A 23,391-nucleotide genomic window follows, 5' to 3' on the forward strand; every position below is an offset into this window, starting at 1 on the left:
AACAAGTCGCGCCGCTGCCACGGTTAACAATTACCCTGCGGTTTTTACCATTGATTGGGAACCGTTGCGCTAGAAGCGCGGCATGCCGGATGCGGGATGGGTACGGGCGATTGCCACAATAGCCTTGGTGCTGCTGGGATTTGTCGTCGCGCCGGCTGCATGGGCCCGGGGCGGCACGCCGCTCGCGACCTGCATCGCACGGGTACAGCCCGGCGACGCGGCACGGGCGATGTTCGCCAGCCCGGCCCGGTTCGATTGCCGCACGCCGCAAACGTCATTCGGCGGCGGTGATTATTGGGTGCTCGCCCCCCGCCTGCCTCAAATGGCAAGCGCCGGCACCAGCGTGCGCACCGGCAGCGTTTGGCAGCATCGCGTCACTCTCTACATCCGCTATGCCGATGGCGCGGTCCGGCAAACCGGCTTTACCAGTCGGACCACCGGGCGGCACCTGCGGCTCGGCGCGATCATCCAACTTCCCCTGCCTGCCCATGCCGCGCCGCCGGTGCAGTTGCTGTGGCATGTCGAGCGCTCGCTCAACCTGCGCGGCATCGTTATCGGCGCAACCCTGGTCGACGATGCCGATGCGGCCCGCGGCGAGGTGGTCACGGCGGCGCTATACGCCACCTTCGCCGGCATGTGCCTGGCGCTGCTGATCTACAATCTCGCGCTCTGGGCGGCGCTGCGCCAGCGCTTCCAGCCAGCCTATTGCCTGATGGTGCTCTGCCTGCTCGCCTATACCTCCACATCGTCGGGGCTGGTCGGGCAACTGACCGGCATCGACAACAACGATCGGCTGCGGCTCAACTACCTGTTCCTCGCCATGTCGGCGGCAACGGCGCTGGTCTTCGCCCGCGCCTTCTTCGAACGACGCGTATTCGACGGCTGGCTGCGGCCGACGAGCGATGCGGTGATCGCGCTGCTGCTCGGCACCGCCGGCGCCTATGCGCTGTGCGCGCCCCGCTTCGCGGCCATCATCGATCCGCTCGCGACCAGCAGCTATCTCGCGCTCGTCCTGCTGGTGGTCCCGATCCTGTGGCGCGCCGCACGCCAGCGCAGCAACTATCTGTGGATCTTCGCCCTGGCCTGGGGCGGGCCGGTGATCCTCGCCATCTTCCGCATCGCCGCGGCGTTCAACCTGATTCACTGGAACTTCTGGATCGACAATTCGACGCTTGGCTCGATGGCGATGGAGGCGGTGCTGTCGTCGCTCGGCGTCGCTTATCGTATCCGCCTGCTCAGCCTCGAGCGTGACGACTGGCGCCAGCAGGAGAGCGCGGCACGGACCCTGGCCGACACCGACCCGCTCACTGGCCTGCTCAACCGCCGCGCCTTCCTCGATCGCGCGATCGGCCGCGAGGGCGAGCAGATGCTGCTGATCGCGGACATCGATCATTTCAAGGCGATCAACGAGACGATCGGGCATGACGGCGGCGACGAGGTGCTGCGCACCATCGCCCGCGCGTTGCGCGCCGCGGTGCCGCCTGACGCGTTGGTCGCCCGCATCGGCGGCGAGGAGTTCGCCATCGTCGCACCGCTTCCGTCCGGCCTCAAGGCTGCCGCCGTGCTCGAGCGGTTGCGCCGCGAGCGGATGCCGCATGATGTCGCCGTCACCGCCAGCATCGGCGCCTGTTTCGGCGCGCTGCTGCGCGAGGCGGACTGGCAGGCAATGTACCGCTGCGCCGATCAGGCGTTGTTCGAGGCCAAGGCCAAGGGTCGTGATCGTGCGCATGATGTCGGCGCGCTCGCCCGGGCCGCCTGAATCGCTGGATAGATCGGCAATGTTCTGTTAAAGTCCTTGCCAGGAAGGCGGTGTGGCTGATGAACGATCGACGGAAGATTGCGTTGGCGGTCATCGCGGCCGTTGCAGTGCTGGCGGCGCGCCATCCTACCGCCAACATCAGCCTGGTCACGCATGACATCGGCGACCCCACGCCGCATCGCATGCAGGCGGCGGTCGACCTTGGGCTGGTCGGCGTCTCCGTCCTTTATACCTGGACCAGCCGCCAGCTGCACTGATGGCCGTCAGGCAAGCAAGGGCGATCGGCTGGGCAGGCTGTGCCAATTAGGCGAGGATTTCAGCCATTCCGCATCCTTGCCTCCCCGCCGCCCCTGCCCCATAGCGTCTGCCATGGACACGCCCATCGACACCCTGTCGTTCGAAGACGCCCTCAAGGAACTCGAACGAATCGTATCGCGCCTGGAAAGCGGCGAGGCGACCCTCGACGAATCGATCGGGCTCTACGAGCGCGGCGATCGTCTGCGCCAGCGCTGCGCCGAGCGGCTCGATGCCGCCCAGGCTCGGATCGAGGCGATCCGGCTTGACGCCGATGGCAAAGCCGCCGGCACCCGGCCCTTTGCTGCAGCCTGAGCCGCGCATGACCAAGCTCGCCGCCGCGCTGGAAGAGGTCTCCGCGGAGATCGATCGCCGTTTCGACCTGCTGTTGCCGGTACCCGACGACGCTCGCGCGACGCTGTACCAGGCGATGCGCCATGCGGCGATCGGCGGCGGCAAGCGGCTGCGTCCGCTGCTGATCTACGCCACGGCCGATCTGTTCGGCGTCGATCGCGATTGCACCGGCCGCGCCGCCACGGCGCTGGAGGCCATCCACGTCTATTCGCTGATCCATGATGATCTGCCGGCGATGGACGATGACGATCTGCGCCGCGGCAAGCCGACCGTCCACAAGGCGTTCGACGAGGCGACCGCGATTCTCGCCGGTGACAGCCTGCATGCCTTGGCGTTCGAGTGGCTGGCCCAGCCCACCACCCACCCCGATCCGTTCGTCCGCGCCGAACTGGTGATGGAGATCGCGCGTGCCGCCGGTCCTGCCGGGATGGCCGGCGGGCAGATGATGGACATCGTCGCGGAAAGCTCGCGATTCGATCTCGCCACGGTGACGCGGCTTCAGCAGATGAAGACGGGCGCGCTGATCTCGGTCGCGGTGGAGGTGGGCGCGATCCTCGGCCGCTTGCCGATCGAGGGGCGCACCGGCCTGCGCGGCTATGCCCACGATCTCGGCCTCGCCTTCCAGATCGCCGACGATCTGCTCGATGCCGAGGGTGACGAGGAACTCGCCGGCAAGAAGCTGCGCAAGGACGGTGATGCCGGCAAGGAGACCTTCCTGTCGCTGCTCGGGGTGGACCGCGCACGCGCGCAATGCCTGATGCTGGTCGAGCAGGCGATCGAGCATCTTCACAGCTTCGGAGAGCAGGCGGACCTGCTGCGCGAGATCGCGCGCTACGTCGTCGAGCGCGACCGCTAGAGCCCGCGGGAGGAACAGCAGCGATGAGCCAGCGCATCGGCGTCTATCCCGGCACCTTCGATCCGGTCACGCTCGGCCACATGGACATCATCCGTCGCGGCGCCAAGCTGGTTGACCGGCTGGTGATCGGGGTGACCACCAACCCGTCCAAATCGCCGATGTTCAGCATCGAGGAGCGGCTGGCGATGGTCCGTCGCGAGGTGGAAGGGATCGACGGCGACATCGAGGTGGTGGCGTTCGATTCGCTGCTGATGGATTTCGCCGAACGCGAGGGCGCGCGGGTGATCGTGCGTGGGCTGCGCGCCGTCGCCGATTTCGAATATGAGTATCAGATGGCCGGGATGAATCAGCAGATCAATCCGCGGGTCGAGACGGTGTTCCTGATGGCGGATGTCGCGCTGCAACCGATCGCCAGCCGGCTGGTCAAGGAGATCGCGCTGTTCGGCGGCGCAATCGCCAAGTTCGTGCCGCCGCGGGTGTGCGAGGAAGTGGTCGCGCGGGTCGCGGTGCTCGGGCGCAAGGGCTCCTAAGCACGCGCTCGCCACGTTCAGTTTGGCGACACGGCGGATTTGCTCTAAGCCGCCATCGTTCCAGCTCGGTTGGGGATTCCATGCGCTTTTTTGCCCGTTTGTTTGCGCTCGTCGCTTGTCTCGCCGCCGTGCCCGCCGCCGCGCAGGTCGTTACGCCTGCCATCCCCGGCCGTGCCGCGCCGCCGGCGACCACCGACAAGGAAAATCTCTGGCTGCTCGACCTGTCGGATGGCGGGCGCGTGCAGATCTGGCTGCGCCCCGATGTCGCCCCCAAGATGGTCGAGCGGGTCAAGACCCTCACCCGCCAGCATTTCTACGACGGGCTCGCGTTTCATCGCGTGATCGATGGCTTCATGGCGCAGGGCGGCGATCCCAAGGGTGACGGCACCGGCGGCTCGACGCTGCCCAACGTCACCGCCGAATTCAACTATCTGCCCCACGTCCGCGGTGCTGTCTCGGCGGCCCGCGCCGATGACGAGAACAGCGCCAACAGCCAGTTCTTCATCGTCTTCCAGCCGCGGCTCAGCCTCGACAAGAAATATACGGTGTTTGGCCGGGTGCTTGACGGCATGCAATATGTCGACGCCATCGAGCGCGGCGAGCCGCCGGCGAACCCGACCAAGATCGTCCACGCCTATATCGCCGCCGACAATCCTCCCGCTTATGCGCCGATGGTCGCCCCGGCGCCTGTGACGCTCGGTGCGCCGGTGACGCTGCCCGGCGCCACCCCCACGGCCAAGCGCAAGCCCGCCGGCACCGCCGCGCCCAAGAAGGCGTCCGCGCCCGCCCAATAATGAAGGTCGACCTGTTCGATTTCGTGTTGCCGCCGGAGCGCATTGCGCTGCGCCCGGCGGCACCGCGCGATGCGGCGCGGCTGCTGGTGCTCGATGGCGCCGGCAGCCGCGACTTGGTCGTGCGCGATCTGCCCGGCCAGTTGCGCCGCGGCGATTGCCTGGTGTTCAATGATACCAAGGTGATCCCGGCGCAGCTCGAAGGCCGTCGCGGCGAGGCAACGGTTGGCGCGACGCTGCACAAGCGCGAGGGTCTGCGCCGCTGGCGCGCGTTCATCCGCAACGCCAAGCGGCTGCGCGAAGGCGACACGATCGATTTCGGCCATGGCGTCGCGGCCGTTGCGCGCGACCGTGCCGATGATGGCAGCTTCGCGCTCGACTTCGTCGGCGACGAGCCGGTGGAGGTGCTGCTCGAGCGCGCCGGGCGGATGCCGCTACCCCCGTACATCGCCGCCAAGCGCCCGACCGATTCGCGCGATGCCGACGATTACCAGACGATGTTCGCAACCGAGGCCGGCGCCGTTGCCGCCCCCACCGCGGCGCTGCATTTCACCCCGGCGCTGATGGCGAGCCTTGCCGAGGCAGGCATCGCTCATGAAACGCTGACGCTCCATGTCGGCGCCGGCACCTTCCTGCCGGTCAAGGCGGACGACACGAACGCGCATCGCATGCACGCCGAATGGGGCCGCATCGACGCCGCCACCGCCGATCGCCTCAACGCGGTGCGCGCCGCCGGCGGCCGCGTAATCGCCGTCGGCACCACCTCGCTGCGGCTGATCGAAAGCGCCGCAGACGAGGATGGTACGATCCGCGCCTTCGATGGCGATACCGCGATCTTCATCACCCCGGGCTACCGCTTCCGCGGCATCAATGGGCTAATGACCAACTTCCACCTGCCGCGATCGACCCTGTTCATGCTGGTATCGGCGCTGATGGGACGGGAGCGGATGAAAGACGCTTACGCTTATGCCATCGAGAATGGCTATCGTTTCTACTCTTACGGGGATGCCTCGCTGCTCCTTCCATAGAGCGCTTTGCGATGGCCTCGATCTCGCGACAAGCCGACCAGCGTTCCTAAGAGAGCTTACCGGTTAGCTTCCGCTGGTGACGATCAATCGCCGTTCGCAGCAGCTTCCGCAGTCGACCTGCCTCAGTGACGATTTTCGCCTTATCAAAACAGGCTACCGCACCGAGCCTCAAGGCTTCTGCCACTACATCTGACCCCAACGTGGCGGATGATGACAGCACGATCACTGGAGCATGGGGTGCCGCGCTGAGTTCGCTAAGGAACTCGAGTCCGCCCATGCCCGGCATATTCAGATCAAGCGTGATGAGGTTCGGTCGGCGATCGCGGATGAGGACCCGAGCCGTTGGAACGTCGGGCGCTACCCCGACGACCTGGCAATCAGGATCAGCATCAGCGATCTGCTCCACCAATGCCCGGATGGTCGCAGAGTCGTCGATGACGAGAAGACGTATCATGTGCACGGCGGTCGGGCTTTCGCTTCAGCGCGGACCGCGCAAAACCAATATAGGGTGATCTACCGCGCGGCCAATGGGCTGAACCGGTTGAGCAGCCAACGCGAGCGGTGAAGCGCCTACTACTCCGTCGATCGCGCCAGGCCGAGCGGACTAAGATGATAAGCCGAGCAAGCCTGCTCGCGGCTGGAGCGTGCTGCCTGGCCAAGCGGCGAGCGTTTGCTGCACTGCTCGCCGTTCTGCGCTGCGCCTTTAGGCTGCGTCTATGCTGATCATGACCCTTGCCATTGTGGCTGCCCAGTATGTTCCGCCACCGACAGTAGTCGGCCAACCGAGCCTCCCCCGCCAATCAGCGCAGGAGGCGTTCTACCAGTATGAGATGTGCGTCAGGAATTACTCGGCACGCTTGGGGCGCAGCAGCAGCGATCCAGTAGGTGTTGTCGTCGCCGCTGCCGAAGCGGCTTGCGATGATAAATGGAGGCAAGCCCGCACCACCTGGTGGGCATCTGACGAGACGGTATTTGTCGGTATGCGGGCGAGGATTGAAGATCAGGCTCGCCGGGATCTCACATCCACGCGGGACCGAGTTTGGCGACCAGGCACCACGCCGGGTCGTCGCTAGCACTTCTTGTCAGGAGCAGGCCTATCGTCCGTTCCGGCGTTCAACGCGTCCAACGCGTCGGCAATAAGCGCTGCGGCGAGCGGATGCTCCATTGCATCGGCTTCAGCCAAGGCGTCCTCGAGATGCTCTCGGAGGCGCTGTCGTGGGCTAAGAGCGCTCTGGGGCATGGTCGTAGGAGAACACGGACGGGCCATGCCCGCAAGCGGCAGGTGTTGCCGGCATCACCGTCATGTTCATGGCCAGCCTGCACTGCCAACACACAGGCGAGCGGAACCGCGCGATTACCTTTATCGGCGGATCGCCGCAAAGCTTTCGAACGTGGCCTGCACGCCCGGTGCGCAGTTTTTGACGAGGCGCGAGACGCGGTCCATGAAGTGCCGCTCGTCCTCGCCGGGCAGGCGTTGCGCCATCGCCCAATCGCCGAATTCACGTTCCTCGACCTTACGGCTTGAAAGCGTCACAACTGCTTGGTGCCTCGGATCCGTCTTGATGCGGGCATAGGCACCAGACACAGCCTCCTCAGGCCCTTCGAGCGCTTGAAGAAAACGCTTTCCGTCGGTGTACAGCGCTCCTGTCACGCCATCACGGCTGTTGTTGATCCTCGACACGTGGAGGATGCGCGCAACCGTACTGGGATCCGCACCGCTCTCACCGCGCGCGCTGCTGACATAAACTAATTGAAGCATGGTCCTCTCCTAAACGTCAGTATCGGACCAAATCGTTGCTGAAGCGTTGCAAGCGCGGAGGGTTATAGAGCGAAGGAGGGTGTCCAGCACAGCTGGATGTTAACGGTTCAAGCGGTAGGAACAGCTTGAGGCATAAGGCCCCGGCGCCCCGCCAGCTTCTGTGTCACTACGGATGGCGGGGCGTCACTTTTATCAAGAACCCCGTAGAACCGCGGCATTGACGTTAACGGCTATACACGTGAGCTTGCATATGCGGCCGAAGTCGGATGACCTCCGCTGTTTTCCCGCCCGATCCACATAAGGGCGGGGACCTTCTCAAACCAACATCGTTTAGGGTGTTTCAAGCGGCGCCGCTGCCGTCAGCATTATTGCGCCATCATCCTGGCGACGTTCTGGATCGCCTTAGCCTCTGCTGCTTCTCTCGCTGATGACGGAACGTCGTCGATCTGCGCCGCAGCGTAGGCTTTGGCAGCAGCCTCATATGATCCGGTGCACTTGGATCGTGCTGCTTGGACGAGCGAATCGGCCTTCTGAGACGATCCTTTCCCAAGAAGGATCGCCTGGCTGGTCAGGCAGTCCGTATGTGCATTCAGCGCAGCCACAATCTTTTCGCGCTGCTGCTCGGTGAGCGCCTCCAAGAGAACGGGTGCCGCCGTCAGCAGAGCAATCGCAGCAAGGCAGTGTATGGCCCCTCCATCGGCCAGAACGTGGCTTCAACCGCTTACCATCCGCAACAGCGTCTTAGAAGCCGGGCTGGCGACTGGTGAAGCCTCGTTCCAGGAGCCCGCGATTTGATTGCCGTCGGCGGACTGGGAAACTGTGTTGATCCAGGTTGAGCAGAAATCTCGACGCGTGCTTATCCGCTTGCCAAGGATAGATCCGCGACGGCACATCGCGGCATGAGCGATCCCAATCTCGTCAGCGTCACCGAGCGCGCTTTCCAGCTTGCGCGGACGGGCACTTGCCGCACGGTGGACGACATCCGGCGCCATCTTGTCCGTGAACGCTACGACGGGATCGGCCAGCATCTGGCCGGCCCAAGCATAAAGGCGCAACTCAAGAGATTGCTGGCGGAGCGAGCCAACCTGTCGGATGTGTAACCGAGCCCGCAACCTCGGGAGCCTGAAACCCTGTTCGCGCGCTTCGGCGCCGACGCGGGCTGGTTGAACCCCAAGCCCGAGGACAACCGGTTCAACCCGGTCGAGCTGACGCCGCGATCGCGCGCTTGCGTGGTGCGTGAGGAGGGCGGCCGGCGCAAGCTCGACGTGATGAGCTGGGACGTGCTGGGCGGGGCCGCGGCCTGGCCGATGACCAACGTCCGAAACCTCGGGCTCAGGCAGTGGCAGGCGCTCGCGGCCATGCCCGCGAACCGTTGCCTGATCCCGCTGATCCAGCTTTGCGAGTGGACGCCCGAGGCGCATGACTCGGTGGTGGCAAGAAGCCGGTGAAGGGCGAGATGTGGTTCGACGTTACGGACCAGGACGTGTTCGCCATCGCCGGGTTCTGGCAGCACACGACGAAGAAGCCGGGCTTTGCCATGGTCACTTGCGATCCGAACGAGCTAGTCGCCCCGATCCACCCAAAAGCGATGATCACGATCCTGCATGAGAGCGACTGGGACACGTAGCTGCGGGAGACCTATCACAACGTGCTCGCGCTGCAGGAGCCTTACCCTGCGAACAAGATGACGGTGCGGGGGCCTGAATTCCCCACAAGGGCAGCCAAGCCTAAGCGCCCGCCGCTCGGGCCGGAACTGCCCCAATACCACGCAGCGCCCCCGACATCAGCTGATAACACCGCACAGGATCGTCAACGTGCCCAATCCAACCGACAGCGGTACCCGGAGCGACATCCAGCTAGTTGGTGTGAGCTCCCAGGCGACAAGCTGCCGATCAACGAGCAATGTCGTCAGTATCACCGAACCCAGCGCCACGAGCCCCCAATTCAGGGGGATCGTCCCTGCAATGAGCAGCAGGATCAGCAATGCGGCGACCAGCGACGGTACCACTGCAATCGATGACACGGCGGTTTGCGGATGACTGTCTTCCTCCGCCGGTGGCGTGCGCATGGCGAAGCCCCACCAGATGCCGCCGATAAAGCTCAGGATCAGCACGCCATAGCCAAAGGCGAACCTGGCTCCTACCGACGCGCCCGAGTCGAAAAAGCATGTGGCCAAAGCGGCGATCTGCGGCAGCAGGCCGGCATATCCCAGTATGAGCGGCACTTCGCCAACCCTGCCCCGACGATCAAGCATCAGGACCACCAGCGTTTTGGATTGTCTGAGAGCATCATAGCTTGAACAACGGACTTTTGTTGTTGAGGAAGCGACCGAAGCGCCTCGGAAGGGCCGCTGTTCCGATGGCCGCAGAATTTCTATCGCGATCGTTCGCACCGATACGTCCCTGCCAATTTACAGGGACCCCTCCAGCTCTGGGCAGCGGGCGAGCGTCGGGTGTAGAGGCGCCATATGCAGCCGATGCCCTGACGCAGTCTTAACCTTGTTATCCGTCGTGGCACCGACCCATGTCTCAGCGGTTCAACCCTCAAGGCCCACCGCGCCTGAGGACAACATCATGCAATTGACAGCGAAATTCGACACACGGCGCGAAGCCGAGATGACCGTCGAGCGGCTTGTTCAGCAGTTCGAGATCGATCGTAAGGCCGTGTCGGTCACGGCGGATGGCGACATCAACACCGCCGGAACCGAAGAAGCAGGCTCTGACAACGAGGCAGGCGAGCCCAGTCCAGATGCACGCGGCGACGCCGCCTTGAACGGCAAGGTAGTCGTCACCGTTGATATTGCGGACGCAGTCGCCGCCGACGAAGTGCGCGCCGCCTTCAGCGAATTCGATGCGTCCGAACAGGAGGCGATTTGATGACTGGCGACACTGCTACTCAGGCGAGGCAGCGCGAGATCGCCACCGAGCATCTGCTGTTCAAGCTCATGGAGTACGTCGAGGATCGCCATAGCGGGCTGCTCGACTTCATGGAGCGCAGCCTGGATCACCTCGGCGACCCCGCGGCGGATGAGACTAAGGACGACGAAGCCGTTCGAACGATCGCCAGAAAGATGATCGCTGGCGCGCGGAAGCAGGGCGTCGCCTAAGCGCGAACCGTCGGCACCTGCGAGATGTCGGTCGTCCACGCTGGCGACCGCATCACCGACCGGGCTTTCCACTCGCGCTTAAACCCCTGCGACGCCGTCACGGCGGTCCATGTCCCGAAACGGCCGTTGATGTCGTCGAGAGCGGCCATCAGCCGATCCCGCTTGTTCGTATTCACCCCGAACAGCGTCCGCGGTCGCTGATCCTCGAGGAGTAGATCGTCGAGCATGATCCAGGCCTTGGTGTAGGCGTAGCCGTCCAGCCATACCTTGGTCGCGCCACGTCGGGCGGCTTCCTCGCGATGTCCATGGCAACGCGCGGGATCCTCTCAGTCAGCTGCGGCCAGTCTGCGTCGTAAGTCGCGATCTCCCGGCGGCAATGGCTCCGATGTCGCTGCTCCTTTCTTGCGCACAAAAGAGCGCCGCTTTTTGGCTCGGGAGTCGAACAGCGTAGCAGTTGTGAACGTGACCAAAAGGGTGATGAGGGCTGATGCGAGGTACGTACGATACCCCCCTCCGAAACGGCCCCACGCCTCTGCCAGGACGTATGTCAACCAAGCGCTGGCCAAGTAGCAGTACAGAGTCTGCCTTCCGACACAGGCGAGTGCGCGCATTGGAGGCAACATCGGCAGTTTTGGAGAAATAGCAAGAACGCCGCAGTAGAACGTGACAATAACATATGAATGTATGAGGTGCAGTGCCCCCATGTCGCCCTTGGAAGTAAATAACCAGTAGCGTGGAATGCCGTGCTCAACGTGCAGCAGCTTAGTGATAGAAAAAAGGGCGACGACCACGGCTAGTAGAGCCGTGATCCATCTGTTTTTCCCAAGAACGTCGAAGATGCGTTCGTGGCCCCGAACGGCTCCAATAATAAGCGGGATGAAGAATAGGATCTGCCAGGATGCAGGGTTGAACCAGAAAGAGGGATGCGGCTGGTCGCCTCGCACTATCCAGACCGCGATCTGGCTGGCAAGCCAAACTAAGAATGAAAGCGCTCCCAGTGCGAGTGAAGATCGACGATACACCCATAATGCGGCCGGCGTGAGCAGCATTAAGATGACATATAGCTGGAGCACGTCCAGCAAGGGTGGCGCTTTCAGCAGCAGAAGAAACTTCGGAATTCCCGACAGCGGACTGCCCATGATGAACCGCGCTTCCCAAGCAGTCTGCTCAGCCGACGACATCACATACAAGATTGGTAGCACGGCCAGTAATAAGAGCACATTGCATAGGTAGAGGCGACGGGCACGAGACAGGACGGCCTTAGTGGGGCGCGGCTTGTGCAGGTAAACCATGCCAACCATGTAGCCAGACATCATAACGAATACGGATGCCGACGTGGAATATCCCAGGGCAGTCGGCGTGAGTATCGACGCGCCTTTCAAGCCGTAGAGTCGGAAGGACACGGTTATGTGGTTTATCGCTATGACCACCATCGCTAAACCGCGAACGATGTCCAACCGTGTTTCCCGTTGGCTGGCTTCCGAGCTCATCGTCGCCCACTTCTCCAATACTCGGATTACACGACGTTAGCGTCCGTTGATTGATGAGGTGTCGCATAACGGGGGTCTTTCGACCCGTCACCCATCACGTAAGGGTGTCTGCCGTTCATTACGGGACTCAAGGATGAGCTGGCCGATCCTTGCGACATGCGGTCTGTGATGATGCATCCGCGAGCCAGTCGGTCGTGTAGTGCCGATCATGGCACGTGAGCCTCCCGCGGGGACCATGAAAGCGACCCACCTGAAGGTGATTTACGCGATGCTGCATATTGACCCTTGGGGTCGCCGCGAGCTGGTCCTGCAACGCAGTCAAGAAGTTGAGCTGGTATCGGCATCCCTTTTCCCAATTTAACCGGGCACTTTGGCAAAAATCGGGAGGAGGATTTGCTACCAGGCCTCCGTGCTGCTCACGATCCCGCTCAGCACGGCCGATTTGAGGAAGGCGCGCGTGGTCAGTACGCAAGCTGCAGGGGACCTATCACAACATGCTGGTGCCTCAGGTGCCTTGCTCGCCAATCGCGGGCGGGAGTTTCCGACCAGAAGCGCTAAATTATAACCCATGTATGAACGATTGTCTGGGCCGATCCAAGTTGAGATCTGTTGTCCTAGCATGACGATTTACGGATTTATAATTCACGACGGATCTAACGCCGTTCAGCCCGACGAGATCGATCTTAACAACATCATTGAAGCGCAGTCCCACGCGGTGAACCTTGCAGGACAAATGCTGAAAGAGGGCAAGGCAGGATTTTGGACGAGGGTCCTTGGAAGTTTCAAGTCACCGACGCGAGCGACTTGCTCCTTTTTTTAAAAACATTAGCGGAACGATCGAGCCGCACATTTGAAGTAGCTCTCTGACAGCGCAGACCACGACGTTTAACGCACGATGCGCGAATGAATATGCGGCCGCGATTTACTACAGATGTCGTGCACGCGATTGATACAGGCATCCTCTCGCCTTTTCGTTGGCGCTCACGACCGATACCGCGAGACCAGCTTCCTCCAAGTTCTCTGATCCGGGTACGGCGGCCGCTTCTCATCGGGCTGTTCCCGAGTGATCTCCACCTCGGGACGGACAACCTTGCCGGCGCTGGCTCGGCACGCTTCGCAATACAGCCGCCGCAACGCACCCGGCAGTCGATCATTCCAGCCCTTGCACTCGTACATCCACCACAGCGCCACGGCATCGAACCGTCGCTCGCGCTGGCAGGCGGAGCATGTCAGCTTAATGGTGCGCCGGTGCAGGGCGCAGTGCTGCAACGTACGCAGCCGCTGGCCCACGTGGGTCAGCTCGTCGCCGGGCGCCACCGTCAGTCGACCACGACGGTGCTGTCGCCAATCGACGCGATCAGATCACCAGCGCTGATGCTCCAGGCTCGGGCGAGCGCATCCAGTTCGGCGCGAGACAGGCGGTCGCCGGCCGCGATGGTCATCAGCCGGGCGCCCGTGATGCCGGTCCGCTTTGACAGCAGCGCGATCGGCGTCGCCTTCTGCCCCAGCCATGCGTCAAACCAAGGCGTGCCCGACGCGATGACATCAGCCACAGGATGATCGGCAGACCACGTGTCCAGCAGCACCGCGACCGCGCGCTCGCCCTTTCGATATGTCAAAGCGCGGCGACCAGTAGCAGCCGCTCCTTGGTGGTGAGCACTCGCGCTGCTTGTTGGGCGGCACCGATGGCTTGGCGGTAGTGAACCGTTCCGAACCGCTCGGCCTCGTCGAACGTGCAAGGCGCCCATTCCTCGTTCGAATAGCAGGCGTCGTAGATCGCGCGCGCAGCCGCACGCAGCTGGAGATCATGCTCCATGCTCAGCTCCATCCATGTCGAGGCACCGTCAGCGGCGCCCGCATAGCTAGGCGCATGGCTCCATGATTCGCAAGAACATTGCGAGAACAAACCGAACGAGGCATGGAGCGCGTTCAACGATTTAGCGGGTGCTCGATGGCCGATTACGACGATGATGTGGAACAGCCCAAGGTGGCGTTCGGGCGCTGGTTGCTGACCCAGAAGGACCGTGGCGATTGGGTCGACGACATTGCCGATGCCGCTCGAGCTGACCGCACGTTTCCGCGGGACGGTGACCCGGAAGCCGTGCGGGCTCACCTGCGCAAGCAGCAGGCCGACGGCGACGCCTTCGCGGCGGTTGACGACGCCGAGGGCGACTGGATGGCCGCCTAGTCCATGCTCCTGGCAATGATGCTCGCTGTCGGTGCCGGGCACCCATTCTCCTGTACCGTCACCCACGTCCACGATTGCGACGGCCCGCTGTGGTGTTCAACCGGCATCAAGGTACGGGTAGCCGGCGTCCGGGCGTCGGACTTCACCAGCGCCGAGCCATGCCGGCGAACTGATGGGCGGCGGGTGAACTATACCTGCGACGATTGGGCGGCAGCGCGCAGCCAGCAAATCGTCGAGCGGCTGTGCTCAACCGGACGCTGAGCTGCCAGCCTGTGGGCAAGGGCTACAGGCGGGTGGTTGCTCGCTGTACCTTGCTGGACGGGCGTTCACTCTCGTGCGCCACCATCGCGGCCGGCGCAGCCGTGCGGTGGGATCGGTACTGGCGGCAGTATGGGTTGGGAGAGTGCCGCTAGCGAGCCGTCGTACTACCGCCGGAAAGCGCCTCTTCGCGTGAGTTGACTAGAAGCAGAGATCGGTCAAGTTGTTGTCGCGAAGCCGCGGCAAGAGGCAGACATGGTTCAGACGCTGAACATGTGATTGAAGGACAACACCGCCGCAGCAGCCGCCGCAAAGGGCTCGATTGGCAAGAGGCTTTCAGCAAGCGTGACCGCGTTCATGCGGGGTGCAAGCCCGAGGTGAACTTACGAACCGTTGCCATGGGGGAGCATCCGAAGCGAGTGGCCGATGGTAGGCGACTTCGCGTGATTCAATTGAGCCAGAGTGCTTTGGCTTGGACCTCCACGATAAGGCTACTCGCTTTGATTAGGTCGTTCGTGGGTTATGTGAAAAGCCAGGGCCCGATTGAACCATAAACGCATGTAATATATGCCGAAAGCCACGATCGTGACTGAATCTGTTCATACTGGTATCGGCGCTGATGGGCCGGGAGCGGATGCAGGCGGCCTACGCCCATGCAATCGCCAGCGGCTACCGCTTCTATTCCTACGGGGACGCCTCGCTGCTGCTGCCATGACGATGGATGACAAGGTCTTCATTTGACGCGAGACTTTTGGCCGATCAGCTTGGCCGGCCCCCTCCCGACCAAGGACAAGAGTTCATGCGCAAGATGTTGTTCACGGCGGCCTCGCTCGCCCTGGTGGCCGTGACTGCCCCCTCGATCGCCGCGCCATGCAAGGATGCCAAAGGCAAGTTCGTCAAATGCCCGCCCAAGGGGCCGGTCAAGCCGGTCAGGTGCAAGGCCGCCAACGGCAAGTTCACCAAGTGCGGCACGCCGGGCGCCAAGCCGATGTGATCGTGGCGCCCCGCGCGTCTTGGGAACAGCGGGGCGCCGAGCCGGCCTTGTGGTCCGGCTGAACACAGGCTGGCACACCCTGCCGAGTCGCGAAAGCAATAGCTGCGGCTTGAAGGCGCCCCGCCGACCCGTAGTGACACAGAATGAGGCGGGGCGCCGAGGCGCGCGTCTGGCGACGGCGCCTCTGCCGAACACCCTAACACACTGTCGGTGACGAGCGTGCGTTTATCGCGACGCAGCGGACGTGGCACTCCGGGCCGCCGAGCGGCCGTTTCCGGATCGTCGCTGGACGGCTATACCGGCAGCATGACGATCCGCCCCATCCTTCTCGCCATGCTGCTGTCGGCAACCTGCGTCGCCGGATGTTCCGCGGCGGATCCGGTCTCCGGGCCGGTGACGATTGGTCAGACAGCCTATGTAAACGCCCGACCGTCCGCCCCGATCATGTCGTCGAGGATAGTCGCTGCCCGCTCGGCACGACCTGCGTCTGGGCCGGCCGCGTCGTGGTCCGCGCGACCGTGTCGGGGGGGAACTGGTCCAAGCCGGTCGATCTGATCCTGGGCGTGCCCGTGCAAGTGGCCGACGGCATGCTCACGCTGACCGCTGTGACGCCGGGCCGCAGGCCCGGGCAGTCGGCAAGGATCACGCCCTCGCGCTTCGCCTTTTCGTTTCAGGGCAGCCTGTAGCTGCCCCGATCACGCTCGGCGCGTGATCGGCGAGGCCCCATAGCCGCCGAGCAACGCTGCGACATCGTCGTACAGCGCGATCGCGCCTGAGCCGCGCAGCACCTCCTCGGAGAAACCGCCCGAGCGCACCGCCACCGCGGCGATGCCGCATTTGGCCGCGGCCTCGACGTCATAGGGCGTGTCGCCGATCACCAGCGCGGCAGCAGGATCCACCTTGGCCTTGGCAAGCGCGGCGGCAAAGATATCGCCGGCGGGCTTGGAGGTGCTGACATCGTCGGTGCTGGTGGTGGCGTCGACGAGCTTCTCCGCGCCGAGCAGGCGACGATAGTGATCGACGTCGCCCTGGTTGGCCGACGACGCCAGGATTACCTGGCGGCCATCGTCATGGACCTGTTGCAGCAGCGCGGTGGCGCCCGGGAAGGGCTTCACCTTCGCTCGGTAGCGGCTCTTGAAGATCTCGCCCTGCCGCTCGGCAAGCGCCTCCTGCTGGTGCTTGGTGGTATGTGGCAGCAGCGCCGGCACCAGCATGTCGCCGCCCTTGCCGATCTGCCCGCGGATCGCCTCGACCGGGACGACATGGCCGCCCTCGCGGAACGCCGCGTCCCAGGCCTGGACGTGGAAGTCGTTGCTGTCGACCAATGTGCCATCGAGGTCGAACAACACCGCCTGGATCGCGCCCGGCGCGCCGCGCTCGCGGGTGAACCAGGCCACGGCCGCCGCGGCGCCGAGCACGGCCGCGCCAGCGCCACCCTTGCCGCGCTTGCGCAGCAGCCGCAGCCCGAGCGTCGCGGCCGCCGAGCTCAGCAGGCCGGCCTTGCCGATCCCGGCGAGCTGCCCGCCACGCGCGGCGGCGCGGCTGGCGGCGAAGGTGGAGGCGATCGCCGGCGCCTGGCTGGGTGGCGGCGGGCCCTCGAGCGCCGGCGCGCCCTTGCCGCCGTCCGCCGGCGTTTCGGCGACATGATCGGCCACCCAGGAGCCGCGACTGCCGAGCGGCTTGGCCACGCCGGTGGTGGTGTCCTTGGCGGTCTGATGCTCGAGTTCCGAGTTGAGCTCGGCGCCGAGGAGCAGCAGATAGGCCGACAGGTACAGCCAGGTGAGCAGCACCACCACGGCGCTGAGCGAACCATAGGTGGCGTTGTAATTGCCGAAATTGGCGACGTAGATGCCAAAACCGAGGGTCAGCAGCAGCCAGCCGACCGCGGCGAGCAGCGACCCCGGCGTCAGCCACGCCCAGCGCGCCTGCCGACGCGACGGCCCGTAGCGATACAGCGTCGCCGCGGCGCCGGCGCCGGCGAGCAGCAGCACGAGGTAGGAGACGATCTTGCCGATCGCGACCAAAGCGTCCGGCGCCCAGGGCAGCAGATCCTCGAGATGCCCCAGTGCGGCAATCGCCACTGTCGCGAGCAGCGCCACCGCCACGGCCGCGGCGGTGATCCCGAGCGCGAGCGCGTTGACGCGGATGAAGCTGCGCTTCTCCGTCTCTTCATAAGCGACGTTGAGCGCGGTGATCACCGCGCCGGCGCCGTTGCGCGCGCCGAACAGCGCCAGGCCGAGCGCGACCAGCAGCCCCAGCCCCTTCTTGCCATCCGATGCTTGGACCACGTTCAGCAGCTGCTCCGCGATCAGCTTGGCGGCATCGGCCGGCATCACCGAGGTGAGCTGCCGCATGTCGCCGATCACCGTCTGTGGATCGGCGATCAGCCCATAGCTCAGCACCATCGCACCGAGCAGCGGCACCAACGCGAGAAATCCGTAGAAGCCGACCCCGGCGGCGATCAGCCCGATGTTGTCGCTGCTCGTCTCCTGCCACGTCCGCCACGCAACCGCCTTCCACGCAGCCAGCGGCATCTTCCACGGGCTGGTCGCCTCGTGCTCCTGGTCGGCCAAATTGCTATCTCCCTGTTATATCAGCGCGAACGAGAGGGCGGGCTGCGGGGTTCCGTGAGGGCGTGCGCATCGGCCGTGGGCTTACCCGGCCCAGGCCATCCCGGATTGATACAGCGCCCCCGCCAAGCAACGACTTGGCCGGGCGCCCGGCTGGCGCCACAGGGTTCGTTCCCGGGACGACACAGGCAACAAGGAGCGACAGGCTTTGCCTCCCGATTCACATCCGGCCGGTTTCACGGTAGCATTTGGCGCCGTGCAGTCCCCCATTTCGCCCAGCCCCACGAATGCCGCCGAGCGCATCCACACGCTCGACGTGCTCCGCGGGGTCGCGATCTGCGGCATCCTGCTGATGAACATCTGGACCATGGGCGGCGTCGCCGAGCACCCGCTGAAGGCGTTTCCGGCCGGCTGGACGAGCGAATGGATCAGCTGGGCGGTGCAAACCATCCTCGCCCAGGGGTCGATGCGCGGCCTGTTCACCTTGCTGTTCGGCGCGGGCATGGTGCTGATGCTGCGCCGCGCCGAAGGTGCCGACGGCAAGGCGACGTCGCTCGACATATGGGCGCGGCGTTGCCTGGCGCTGATGGCGTTCGGCACCGCGCAATGGGCGCTATTCCTGTGGCCGGGCGAGATCCTGTGGAATTACGGCGTCACCGGCCTGTTTCTGCTCGCCTTCCGCACCGCGCGCCCGCGCACGCTGCTGATCGCCGCGGGGCTGCTGATCGCGGCGCTCAGCGCCAACAATGCCTATTGGACCCACGAGGAGGTGGTACAGCTGCAGCAGGGTAGCGCGCTGCTGGCGCATGGGACGGCCGCGCGCCTGTCGGACGACCAGACCGCCGCGATCCGTGCCGAGCGACAGGCGCGGGGCAACATCCATCCCACGGTGGAGACGCACCGCGCCGAGATCGCGCGCCGCACCCATTGGAGCTCGCTGATCCGCTGGAGCGGGCGCTATTGGGCGACCGAAAACCTTTCGGTGACCGGCTGGCTCGATGTGGTGGAGAGCCTCAGCTTCATGCTCGTCGGCATGGCACTGTTCCGCCTTGGGGTGCTCACCGGCGAGGCGCCCGACGCCACCTACCGGCGGCTGATGCTATGGGGCTATGGCCTTGGCCTCGCCTGGCGCGCACTGCCGGTAGTGCTTGGAATCCGCAGCGGGCTCGACATGGGATCGCCGCTGGTCGCGCCCTTCTGGTGGACGCTCGATGAAGCGGCGTTCGAGCCGGCGCGGCTGTTGATCACGCTCGGCCATGCCGGGCTGATCGTCACCCTGCTACGCGCCGGCTGGCTCGGCCGCGCCGTCACCTTGCGCGCGCTCGGCCGGATGACGCTCACCGTCTACTGCCTGCAGTCGATCCTCGGCTCGACCCTGTTCTACGGCTTCGGGCTGGTCGGCAGCTTGACGCTGCTCGAGCTGTGGCTGATCGCCGCCAGCATCTGGGCGATCACCGCGCTGGTGTGCCGCGGGTGGCTTGCCCACTTCGAGATGGGGCCGGGCGAGCAACTGCTCCGCGCCATCGCTTACGGCACCCTACCGGCGTGGCGCCGCCGGGATCCGGCACCGGCGCAACCCGCGGGGCTGTAGCGATCGCGCGAACGACGGGCGGGAACGACCGAGAGGGCCGTCCGTTCGACGTGGCTCCCTTGATGAAAGTATCGTTCAGCCATGCCGGCGTCACCGTCCGATCCTGCCGCCGCCCCGCTCGGCATCGCCGACACCGCGGCGGCACTCGCCGATCTGCTCGGCAAGGATGACATACTGTTCGCCGCGACCGATGAGCCCCGGGCGATCGCGATTGCCCAGGCGCTCGCTGCCGCCGTGCCCGACGCTGCCGTGCTGTTTTGCCCCGGCAGCGACGCGCTGCCCGGCGACGGTGCCCCCGCCTCGCCCGCCAACGTCGGTCATCGCGTATCGGCGCTGCGGCAGATGCGGTTGCTGATCGCCGGGGGGGATCGCCCGAAGATCGCCTGCATCACCAGCGGCGAAGCCCTCGGTCGCGCCTACCCCCTGCCCGCGGCATTCGAGACCGCACCGCCGAAGGTGACCAGCGGCGAGCCGGTGGACCTTGGTGCGCTGTTCGAACAGCTGCAGGCGCTCGGTTATGTCGTCGACGAGCGGGTGGACGAGCCCGGCGAGATCGCGCTGCGCGGTCAGGTGCTCGATGTGTTTCCCGCCGATGCCGAACAGCCGCTGCGGATCGAGGCGGCCGATGGCCATATCGCGGCGGTGCGCTGCTACGATCCGGCCGATCAGCGCGCCACCGGCGAAATCGAAACCCGCGAGCTCGGCCGCGTGTCCGAACCCGCGCTCGACGGCAAGGGTAAGACGCTGCTCGCGCATCTGCCAGACGCGGTGCTGGTGGTGGAGCCTGCCGCCGACGAGCGTCGCCGCCGCTTCCTGGCGCTGGCGGCCGATGCCGCCAAGCGCCGCCCCAAGCGCGCGATCAATGACGTGCTCGACGAGCGGCGCTGGGCCAAGGCCATCGAAGCTTGTCGCGTGGAAGCGTTGGCGCCAAGCGGCCCGCCGCCGCCGCGGTTCGTCGAAGGCAAGTCGCCGCTACGTGCCTTCGCCAAGCTTGCGCGCGAGGAGCTGGCGGACGGCCGGGTCGCGCTGCTCGGCAGCGCCCGCGACCTGCGCTTCCTCGGTCGTCGCGTCGCCAAGACGCTCAAGCTTGCATTGGTCGAGGCGCGATCCTGGGCCGATGTGGTCGCCGCACCGGTAGGATCGCTGTGCACGCTCGCCATCGCCGCCGATCGGGGGTTTCGCCGCGACGGCGTGCTCGCGATCGCCGCGGCCGATCTGCTCGGCAGCCGCGCCGAGCGCGGCGACAGCCATGCCGCCGTCGTCGACACCGCCCTGTTCGACATGGGCGAGATCCGCATCGGCGACGTGGTGGTGCACGAGGACCATGGCATCGCCGTGGTCGCGGGACTCGATCGGATGCCCGCGGCCGCGGAGGAGGAGCCCGGCGATGCGATCGCGCTGACCTATGCCGCCGATGGCGTCCGCCTGGTGCCGGTGTCCGAGGCCGATCGGCTGTGGCGCTACGGTGCCGATGCCGAGGCGGTGACGCTCGACAGGCTCGACGGCAGCAGCTGGCAAAAGCGCCGGGTGGAGATCGACGCCGCGATCGCCGAGAGCGCGAGGGGCCTGACCGCGCTCGCGGAAGAGCGCGGCAAGCGCACCGCACCGGCGTTCGAGCCGGACACTGCCGCCTATGAGCGGTTCGCCGCCGGTTTCCCGTTCACCGAAACGCCCGATCAGGCCCGCGCCATCGCCGCGGTACGCGACGATCTCGCCTCGGGCCGGCCGATGGACCGGCTGGTGATCGGCGATGTCGGCTATGGCAAGACCGAGGTCGCGTTGCGCGCGGCGGCGATCGCTGCGCTCGCCGGGCACCAGGTGGCGATCGCGGCGCCCACCACCGTGCTCGCGCGCCAGCATCTCGACAGCTTCACCGATCGCTTCGCCGATACCGGCATCGTCGTCGCCGGCCTGTCCCGCCTGACCAGCGCGGCGGACAAGAAGCGGGTCAAGGCGGGGCTTGCCGATGGCTCGATCCAGGTGGTGATCGGCACGGGCGCGGTCGCCGCCAAGGGCATCGCTTATGCCAAGCTCGGGCTGGTGATCGTCGACGAGGAGCAGCGCTTCGGCGCCGCCGACAAGACGCGGCTGCGCGAGCTCGGCGCGGGCCATGTGCTGACGCTGTCCGCCACGCCGATCCCGCGGACGCTGCAGACCGCGCTGGTGGGCTTGCAGCAACTATCGGTGATCGCGACGCCCCCGGCGCGACGCCAGCCGATCCGCACCACCGTCGGCACCTTCGATCCCGAGACGGTGCGCACCGCGCTGCTGCGCGAGCGCAGTCGCGGCGGCCAGAGCTTCGTGGTGGTGCCGCGGATCGAGGACATGGCGCCGCTCGCCGCGACGCTCGCCAAGCTGGTCCCCGAACTCGAGATCCTCGAAGCGCATGGCAAGATGCCCGCGGCCGAGATCGACGAGGCGATGGTGCGCTTCGGCCGTGGCGAAGGCGACGTGCTGCTCGCCACCAACATCATCGAGGCGGGGCTCGACGTGCCGCGCGCCAACACCATGGTGATCACCCGCGCCGATCGCTTTGGCCTGTCGCAGCTCCATCAGCTGCGCGGCCGGGTGGGGCGCGGCGGCCGCCGCGGCCAGGTGCTGCTGCTCACCGAGCCTGATGCCGACATCGCGCCGCGGACACTGAAGCGGCTGCGCACGTTGGAGGCGTTCGACCGGCTTGGCGCCGGCTTCGCGATCAGCGCGCGCGACCTCGACATGCGCGGCGCCGGCGACCTGCTCGGCGAAACCCAGGCCGGGCACATGAAGCTGATCGGCATCGACCTCTACCAGCATCTGCTCGAGGGCGCGCTGCGCACCGCGCGCGACGAGACGGTGGAGCGCTGGAGCCCGGCGCTTCACCTCGGGCTGGAGGGCCGGCTGCCCGACAGCTGGATGCCCGAGGAGGAGCTGCGCGTCACCACCTATGCCCGCCTGGCGCGGCTCGAGGATGCCGCGGCGCTCGACGCGTTCGCCGACGAGATGGAGGACCGGTTCGGCGCGCTGCCCGAAGAGGTGTTGTCGCTGCTCGCGGTGGCGCGGGTGCGGGTCGCCGCGCGCGCCGCGGAGGTCGCGCGGATCGATGCCGGGCCGGGCGCGATCGCCCTCACCCCGCGACGCGGCTTTGCCGGCGATGCCGCGGCGCTGGGCTTGACCGAGAAGAACGGCCGCCTGATCCTCGCCGAGCGCATCGACGATCCGCACGAGCGGCTCGAGCGGATCGAGGCGCTGCTGGAGCAGATCGGCTGACAGACACGGGACCACAGCTCGCCGCCGCCTTTTTCGACCGCGACGTCGAGACGGTGGCACGGACGCTGATCGGCGCGACGCTGCTGGTCGACGGCATCGGCGGCGTGATCGTCGAGACCGAGGCCTATGATCCTGCCGACCCGGCCTCGCACAGCGCCCGCGGGCCGACCCCGCGCAACGCCGCGATGTTCGGGCCCGCGGGCCATGCCTATGTCTACCGCAGCTACGGGCTGCACTGGTGCCTCAACTGCGTATGTCGCCCGGGCAGCGCGGTGCTGATCCGCGCGATCGAGCCGACCGCGGGGATCGAGCGGATGATCGAGCGGCGCGGCCTGGCCGATCCGCGGCTGCTGTGCGCCGGACCCGGCCGGCTCGCCCAGGCGCTCGGCATCGACAAGAGCCTCGATGCAGCGCCGCTCGACGCCGCGCCGTTCGCGCTCCTGGCCGCGGTAGGCGTGCCCGCGGTGCTGGCCGGTCCGCGGATCGGCATCAGCGTCGGCGTCGACACGCCCTGGCGCTTCGCCGCGGCAGGATCGCGGTTCCTCAGCAAGCCGATGCGCCGAGCCTGAGCGGTTCC

29 protein-coding genes and 1 pseudogene are annotated in these 23,391 nt (G+C 65.8%); 20 read left to right on the forward strand and 10 right to left on the reverse strand.

What is annotated here, in order from left to right; genetic code table 11:
* Positions 1-127 precede the first annotated feature (127 nt).
* From OXR60_RS08195 to queA, 7 genes are all read left to right on the forward strand, one after another.
* The gene (locus OXR60_RS08195; protein ID WP_267395370.1) at positions 128-1,759 is read left to right on the forward strand and encodes a diguanylate cyclase; all 1,632 of its coding nucleotides are present in this window, start codon (positions 128-130) and stop codon (positions 1,757-1,759) included.
* A gap of 59 nt (positions 1,760-1,818) precedes the next feature.
* On the forward strand, positions 1,819-2,016 hold the full coding sequence (locus tag OXR60_RS08200) for a hypothetical protein (protein ID WP_267395371.1): 198 nt from the start codon (positions 1,819-1,821) through the stop codon (positions 2,014-2,016).
* Positions 2,017-2,128: 112 nt separating this feature from the next.
* Positions 2,129-2,368: an exodeoxyribonuclease VII small subunit gene (locus OXR60_RS08205; protein ID WP_267395372.1), complete on the forward strand. Its 240-nt coding sequence runs from the start codon at positions 2,129-2,131 to the stop codon at positions 2,366-2,368.
* A 7-nt stretch (positions 2,369-2,375) separates the two neighbouring features.
* On the forward strand, positions 2,376-3,263 hold the full coding sequence (locus OXR60_RS08210) for a polyprenyl synthetase family protein (protein WP_267395374.1): 888 nt from the start codon (positions 2,376-2,378) through the stop codon (positions 3,261-3,263).
* A 23-nt stretch (positions 3,264-3,286) separates the two neighbouring features.
* A complete protein-coding gene (coaD, locus tag OXR60_RS08215) occupies positions 3,287-3,793 on the forward strand; it encodes a pantetheine-phosphate adenylyltransferase (protein ID WP_267395375.1) in 507 nt (168 codons plus the stop codon).
* An 80-nt stretch (positions 3,794-3,873) separates the two neighbouring features.
* Complete coding sequence (locus OXR60_RS08220) at positions 3,874-4,587, forward strand: peptidylprolyl isomerase (protein ID WP_267395376.1); 714 nt, start codon at positions 3,874-3,876, stop codon at positions 4,585-4,587.
* Complete coding sequence (gene queA / locus OXR60_RS08225; RefSeq protein WP_267395377.1) at positions 4,587-5,612, forward strand: tRNA preQ1(34) S-adenosylmethionine ribosyltransferase-isomerase QueA; 1,026 nt, start codon at positions 4,587-4,589, stop codon at positions 5,610-5,612. Before OXR60_RS08220 ends, queA begins: the two co-directional genes overlap by 1 nt.
* 46 nt (positions 5,613-5,658) lie before the next feature.
* Here the strand turns inward: queA and OXR60_RS08230 are convergent, their stop codons facing one another.
* The 3 genes from OXR60_RS08230 to OXR60_RS08240 form a co-directional block, all read right to left on the reverse strand.
* A complete protein-coding gene (locus tag OXR60_RS08230; protein ID WP_267395378.1) occupies positions 5,659-6,066 on the reverse strand; it encodes a response regulator in 408 nt (135 codons plus the stop codon).
* A gap of 906 nt (positions 6,067-6,972) precedes the next feature.
* Positions 6,973-7,371 (reverse strand): BLUF domain-containing protein, encoded by a 399-nt coding sequence (locus OXR60_RS08235; RefSeq protein ID WP_267395379.1) that lies wholly within the window; start codon positions 7,369-7,371, stop codon positions 6,973-6,975.
* Between the two features lie 365 nt (positions 7,372-7,736).
* On the reverse strand, positions 7,737-8,009 hold the full coding sequence (locus tag OXR60_RS08240) for a hypothetical protein (RefSeq protein ID WP_267395380.1): 273 nt from the start codon (positions 8,007-8,009) through the stop codon (positions 7,737-7,739).
* Between the two features lie 261 nt (positions 8,010-8,270).
* On the opposite strand from OXR60_RS08240, the gene OXR60_RS08245 reads away from it, so the two are divergent.
* The 3 genes from OXR60_RS08245 to OXR60_RS19985 all read left to right on the forward strand — a co-directional run bounded on the left by OXR60_RS08245 (position 8,271) and on the right by OXR60_RS19985 (position 8,998).
* Positions 8,271-8,471 (forward strand): hypothetical protein, encoded by a 201-nt coding sequence (locus OXR60_RS08245; RefSeq protein WP_267395381.1) that lies wholly within the window; start codon positions 8,271-8,273, stop codon positions 8,469-8,471.
* Positions 8,472-8,534: 63 nt separating this feature from the next.
* Positions 8,535-8,819: a hypothetical protein gene (locus OXR60_RS19980; RefSeq protein WP_346015420.1), complete on the forward strand. Its 285-nt coding sequence runs from the start codon at positions 8,535-8,537 to the stop codon at positions 8,817-8,819.
* Positions 8,816-8,998, forward strand: coding sequence for a hypothetical protein (locus OXR60_RS19985; RefSeq protein WP_346015419.1), 183 nt, complete (start codon positions 8,816-8,818; stop codon positions 8,996-8,998). Before OXR60_RS19980 ends, OXR60_RS19985 begins: the two co-directional genes overlap by 4 nt.
* Positions 8,999-9,154: 156 nt before the next feature.
* Here the strand turns inward: OXR60_RS19985 and OXR60_RS08255 are convergent, their stop codons facing one another.
* The gene (locus tag OXR60_RS08255; protein WP_267395384.1) at positions 9,155-9,763 is read right to left on the reverse strand and encodes a DUF3429 domain-containing protein; all 609 of its coding nucleotides are present in this window, start codon (positions 9,761-9,763) and stop codon (positions 9,155-9,157) included.
* A 181-nt stretch (positions 9,764-9,944) separates the two neighbouring features.
* Between OXR60_RS08255 and OXR60_RS08260 the strand changes: the two genes are divergently transcribed.
* Together OXR60_RS08260 and OXR60_RS08265 are read left to right on the forward strand one after the other, a co-directional pair.
* Positions 9,945-10,247, forward strand: a complete 303-nt coding sequence (locus OXR60_RS08260) for a hypothetical protein (RefSeq protein ID WP_267395385.1) — start codon at positions 9,945-9,947, stop codon at positions 10,245-10,247.
* The gene (locus tag OXR60_RS08265; protein ID WP_267395386.1) at positions 10,247-10,477 is read left to right on the forward strand and encodes a hypothetical protein; all 231 of its coding nucleotides are present in this window, start codon (positions 10,247-10,249) and stop codon (positions 10,475-10,477) included. The genes OXR60_RS08260 and OXR60_RS08265 overlap by 1 nt, the downstream gene beginning before the upstream one ends.
* Here the strand turns inward: OXR60_RS08265 and OXR60_RS08270 are convergent.
* From OXR60_RS08270 to OXR60_RS08290, 5 genes are all read right to left on the reverse strand, one after another.
* Complete coding sequence (locus tag OXR60_RS08270) at positions 10,474-10,704, reverse strand: DUF4113 domain-containing protein (protein WP_267395387.1); 231 nt, start codon at positions 10,702-10,704, stop codon at positions 10,474-10,476. The genes OXR60_RS08265 and OXR60_RS08270 overlap by 4 nt on opposite strands.
* 99 nt (positions 10,705-10,803) lie before the next feature.
* Positions 10,804-11,967, reverse strand: a complete 1,164-nt coding sequence (gene opgC / locus OXR60_RS08275; protein ID WP_267395388.1) for an OpgC domain-containing protein — start codon at positions 11,965-11,967, stop codon at positions 10,804-10,806.
* A 981-nt stretch (positions 11,968-12,948) separates the two neighbouring features.
* The gene (locus OXR60_RS08280; RefSeq protein ID WP_267395389.1) at positions 12,949-13,284 is read right to left on the reverse strand and encodes a hypothetical protein; all 336 of its coding nucleotides are present in this window, start codon (positions 13,282-13,284) and stop codon (positions 12,949-12,951) included.
* A 2-nt stretch (positions 13,285-13,286) separates the two neighbouring features.
* Complete coding sequence (locus tag OXR60_RS08285; RefSeq protein ID WP_267395390.1) at positions 13,287-13,553, reverse strand: helix-turn-helix domain-containing protein; 267 nt, start codon at positions 13,551-13,553, stop codon at positions 13,287-13,289.
* 29 nt (positions 13,554-13,582) lie between these two features.
* Positions 13,583-13,783 carry a hypothetical protein gene (locus OXR60_RS08290; protein ID WP_267395391.1) on the reverse strand — a complete coding sequence of 67 codons (201 nt, stop codon included), beginning with the start codon at positions 13,781-13,783 and terminating at the stop codon, positions 13,583-13,585.
* Positions 13,784-13,918: 135 nt separating this feature from the next.
* Here OXR60_RS08290 and OXR60_RS08295 point away from each other — a divergent pair, with 135 nt between their 5' ends.
* From OXR60_RS08295 to OXR60_RS08315, 5 genes and pseudogenes are all read left to right on the forward strand, one after another.
* Positions 13,919-14,155, forward strand: a complete 237-nt coding sequence (locus OXR60_RS08295) for a hypothetical protein (protein WP_267395392.1) — start codon at positions 13,919-13,921, stop codon at positions 14,153-14,155.
* 15 nt (positions 14,156-14,170) lie between these two features.
* On the forward strand, positions 14,171-14,416 hold the full coding sequence (locus tag OXR60_RS08300) for a hypothetical protein (RefSeq protein ID WP_267395393.1): 246 nt from the start codon (positions 14,171-14,173) through the stop codon (positions 14,414-14,416).
* Positions 14,417-14,990: 574 nt separating this feature from the next.
* Positions 14,991-15,128 (forward strand): annotated as a pseudogene (locus tag OXR60_RS08305) (S-adenosylmethionine:tRNA ribosyltransferase-isomerase); the annotation flags it as partial.
* An 84-nt stretch (positions 15,129-15,212) separates the two neighbouring features.
* Positions 15,213-15,407 carry a hypothetical protein gene (locus OXR60_RS08310; protein WP_267395394.1) on the forward strand — a complete coding sequence of 65 codons (195 nt, stop codon included), beginning with the start codon at positions 15,213-15,215 and terminating at the stop codon, positions 15,405-15,407.
* Between the two features lie 362 nt (positions 15,408-15,769).
* Positions 15,770-16,093, forward strand: a complete 324-nt coding sequence (locus OXR60_RS08315) for a hypothetical protein (RefSeq protein ID WP_267395395.1) — start codon at positions 15,770-15,772, stop codon at positions 16,091-16,093.
* 9 nt (positions 16,094-16,102) lie between these two features.
* Here the strand turns inward: OXR60_RS08315 and OXR60_RS08320 are convergent, their stop codons facing one another.
* The gene (locus OXR60_RS08320) at positions 16,103-17,980 is read right to left on the reverse strand and encodes a YhjD/YihY/BrkB family envelope integrity protein (RefSeq protein WP_267395396.1); all 1,878 of its coding nucleotides are present in this window, start codon (positions 17,978-17,980) and stop codon (positions 16,103-16,105) included.
* 253 nt (positions 17,981-18,233) lie between these two features.
* On the opposite strand from OXR60_RS08320, the gene OXR60_RS19990 reads away from it, so the two are divergent.
* The 3 genes from OXR60_RS19990 to OXR60_RS08335 all read left to right on the forward strand — a co-directional run bounded on the left by OXR60_RS19990 (position 18,234) and on the right by OXR60_RS08335 (position 23,383).
* The gene (locus tag OXR60_RS19990; RefSeq protein WP_267395397.1) at positions 18,234-19,568 is read left to right on the forward strand and encodes a DUF418 domain-containing protein; all 1,335 of its coding nucleotides are present in this window, start codon (positions 18,234-18,236) and stop codon (positions 19,566-19,568) included.
* 81 nt (positions 19,569-19,649) lie between these two features.
* The gene (locus OXR60_RS08330; RefSeq protein WP_267395398.1) at positions 19,650-22,814 is read left to right on the forward strand and encodes a helicase-related protein; all 3,165 of its coding nucleotides are present in this window, start codon (positions 19,650-19,652) and stop codon (positions 22,812-22,814) included.
* Positions 22,811-23,383, forward strand: a complete 573-nt coding sequence (locus OXR60_RS08335) for a DNA-3-methyladenine glycosylase (protein ID WP_267395496.1) — start codon at positions 22,811-22,813, stop codon at positions 23,381-23,383. The genes OXR60_RS08330 and OXR60_RS08335 overlap by 4 nt, the downstream gene beginning before the upstream one ends.
* The last annotated feature ends 8 nt before the right edge of the window (positions 23,384-23,391 follow it).

It is taken from the genome of Sphingomonas sp. GC_Shp_5, assembly GCF_026540855.1.
In the GTDB taxonomy this organism is placed as follows: Bacteria; Pseudomonadota; Alphaproteobacteria; order Sphingomonadales; family Sphingomonadaceae; genus Sphingomonas.

Coding starts and splice junctions, on each gene's coding strand:
- OXR60_RS08300 (WP_267395393.1), top strand. CDS start 14,171: ATGATGCTCGCTGTCGGTGCCGGGCACCCATTCTCCTGTACCGTCACC.
- OXR60_RS08260 (WP_267395385.1), top strand. CDS start 9,945: ATGCAATTGACAGCGAAATTCGACACACGGCGCGAAGCCGAGATGACC.
- OXR60_RS08315 (WP_267395395.1), top strand. CDS start 15,770: ATGTTCCGCGGCGGATCCGGTCTCCGGGCCGGTGACGATTGGTCAGAC.
- OXR60_RS08200 (WP_267395371.1), top strand. CDS start 1,819: ATGAACGATCGACGGAAGATTGCGTTGGCGGTCATCGCGGCCGTTGCA.
- OXR60_RS08235 (WP_267395379.1), bottom strand. CDS start 7,371: ATGCTTCAATTAGTTTATGTCAGCAGCGCGCGCGGTGAGAGCGGTGCG.
- OXR60_RS08310 (WP_267395394.1), top strand. CDS start 15,213: ATGCGCAAGATGTTGTTCACGGCGGCCTCGCTCGCCCTGGTGGCCGTG.
- OXR60_RS08290 (WP_267395391.1), bottom strand. CDS start 13,783: ATGGAGCATGATCTCCAGCTGCGTGCGGCTGCGCGCGCGATCTACGAC.
- OXR60_RS08265 (WP_267395386.1), top strand. CDS start 10,247: ATGACTGGCGACACTGCTACTCAGGCGAGGCAGCGCGAGATCGCCACC.
- OXR60_RS08245 (WP_267395381.1), top strand. CDS start 8,271: ATGAGCGATCCCAATCTCGTCAGCGTCACCGAGCGCGCTTTCCAGCTT.
- OXR60_RS08295 (WP_267395392.1), top strand. CDS start 13,919: ATGGCCGATTACGACGATGATGTGGAACAGCCCAAGGTGGCGTTCGGG.
- opgC (WP_267395388.1), bottom strand. CDS start 11,967: ATGAGCTCGGAAGCCAGCCAACGGGAAACACGGTTGGACATCGTTCGC.
- OXR60_RS08205 (WP_267395372.1), top strand. CDS start 2,129: ATGGACACGCCCATCGACACCCTGTCGTTCGAAGACGCCCTCAAGGAA.
- OXR60_RS08330 (WP_267395398.1), top strand. CDS start 19,650: ATGCCGGCGTCACCGTCCGATCCTGCCGCCGCCCCGCTCGGCATCGCC.
- coaD (WP_267395375.1), top strand. CDS start 3,287: ATGAGCCAGCGCATCGGCGTCTATCCCGGCACCTTCGATCCGGTCACG.
- OXR60_RS08230 (WP_267395378.1), bottom strand. CDS start 6,066: ATGATACGTCTTCTCGTCATCGACGACTCTGCGACCATCCGGGCATTG.
- OXR60_RS08210 (WP_267395374.1), top strand. CDS start 2,376: ATGACCAAGCTCGCCGCCGCGCTGGAAGAGGTCTCCGCGGAGATCGAT.
- OXR60_RS08220 (WP_267395376.1), top strand. CDS start 3,874: ATGCGCTTTTTTGCCCGTTTGTTTGCGCTCGTCGCTTGTCTCGCCGCC.
- queA (WP_267395377.1), top strand. CDS start 4,587: ATGAAGGTCGACCTGTTCGATTTCGTGTTGCCGCCGGAGCGCATTGCG.
- OXR60_RS08270 (WP_267395387.1), bottom strand. CDS start 10,704: ATGCTCGACGATCTACTCCTCGAGGATCAGCGACCGCGGACGCTGTTC.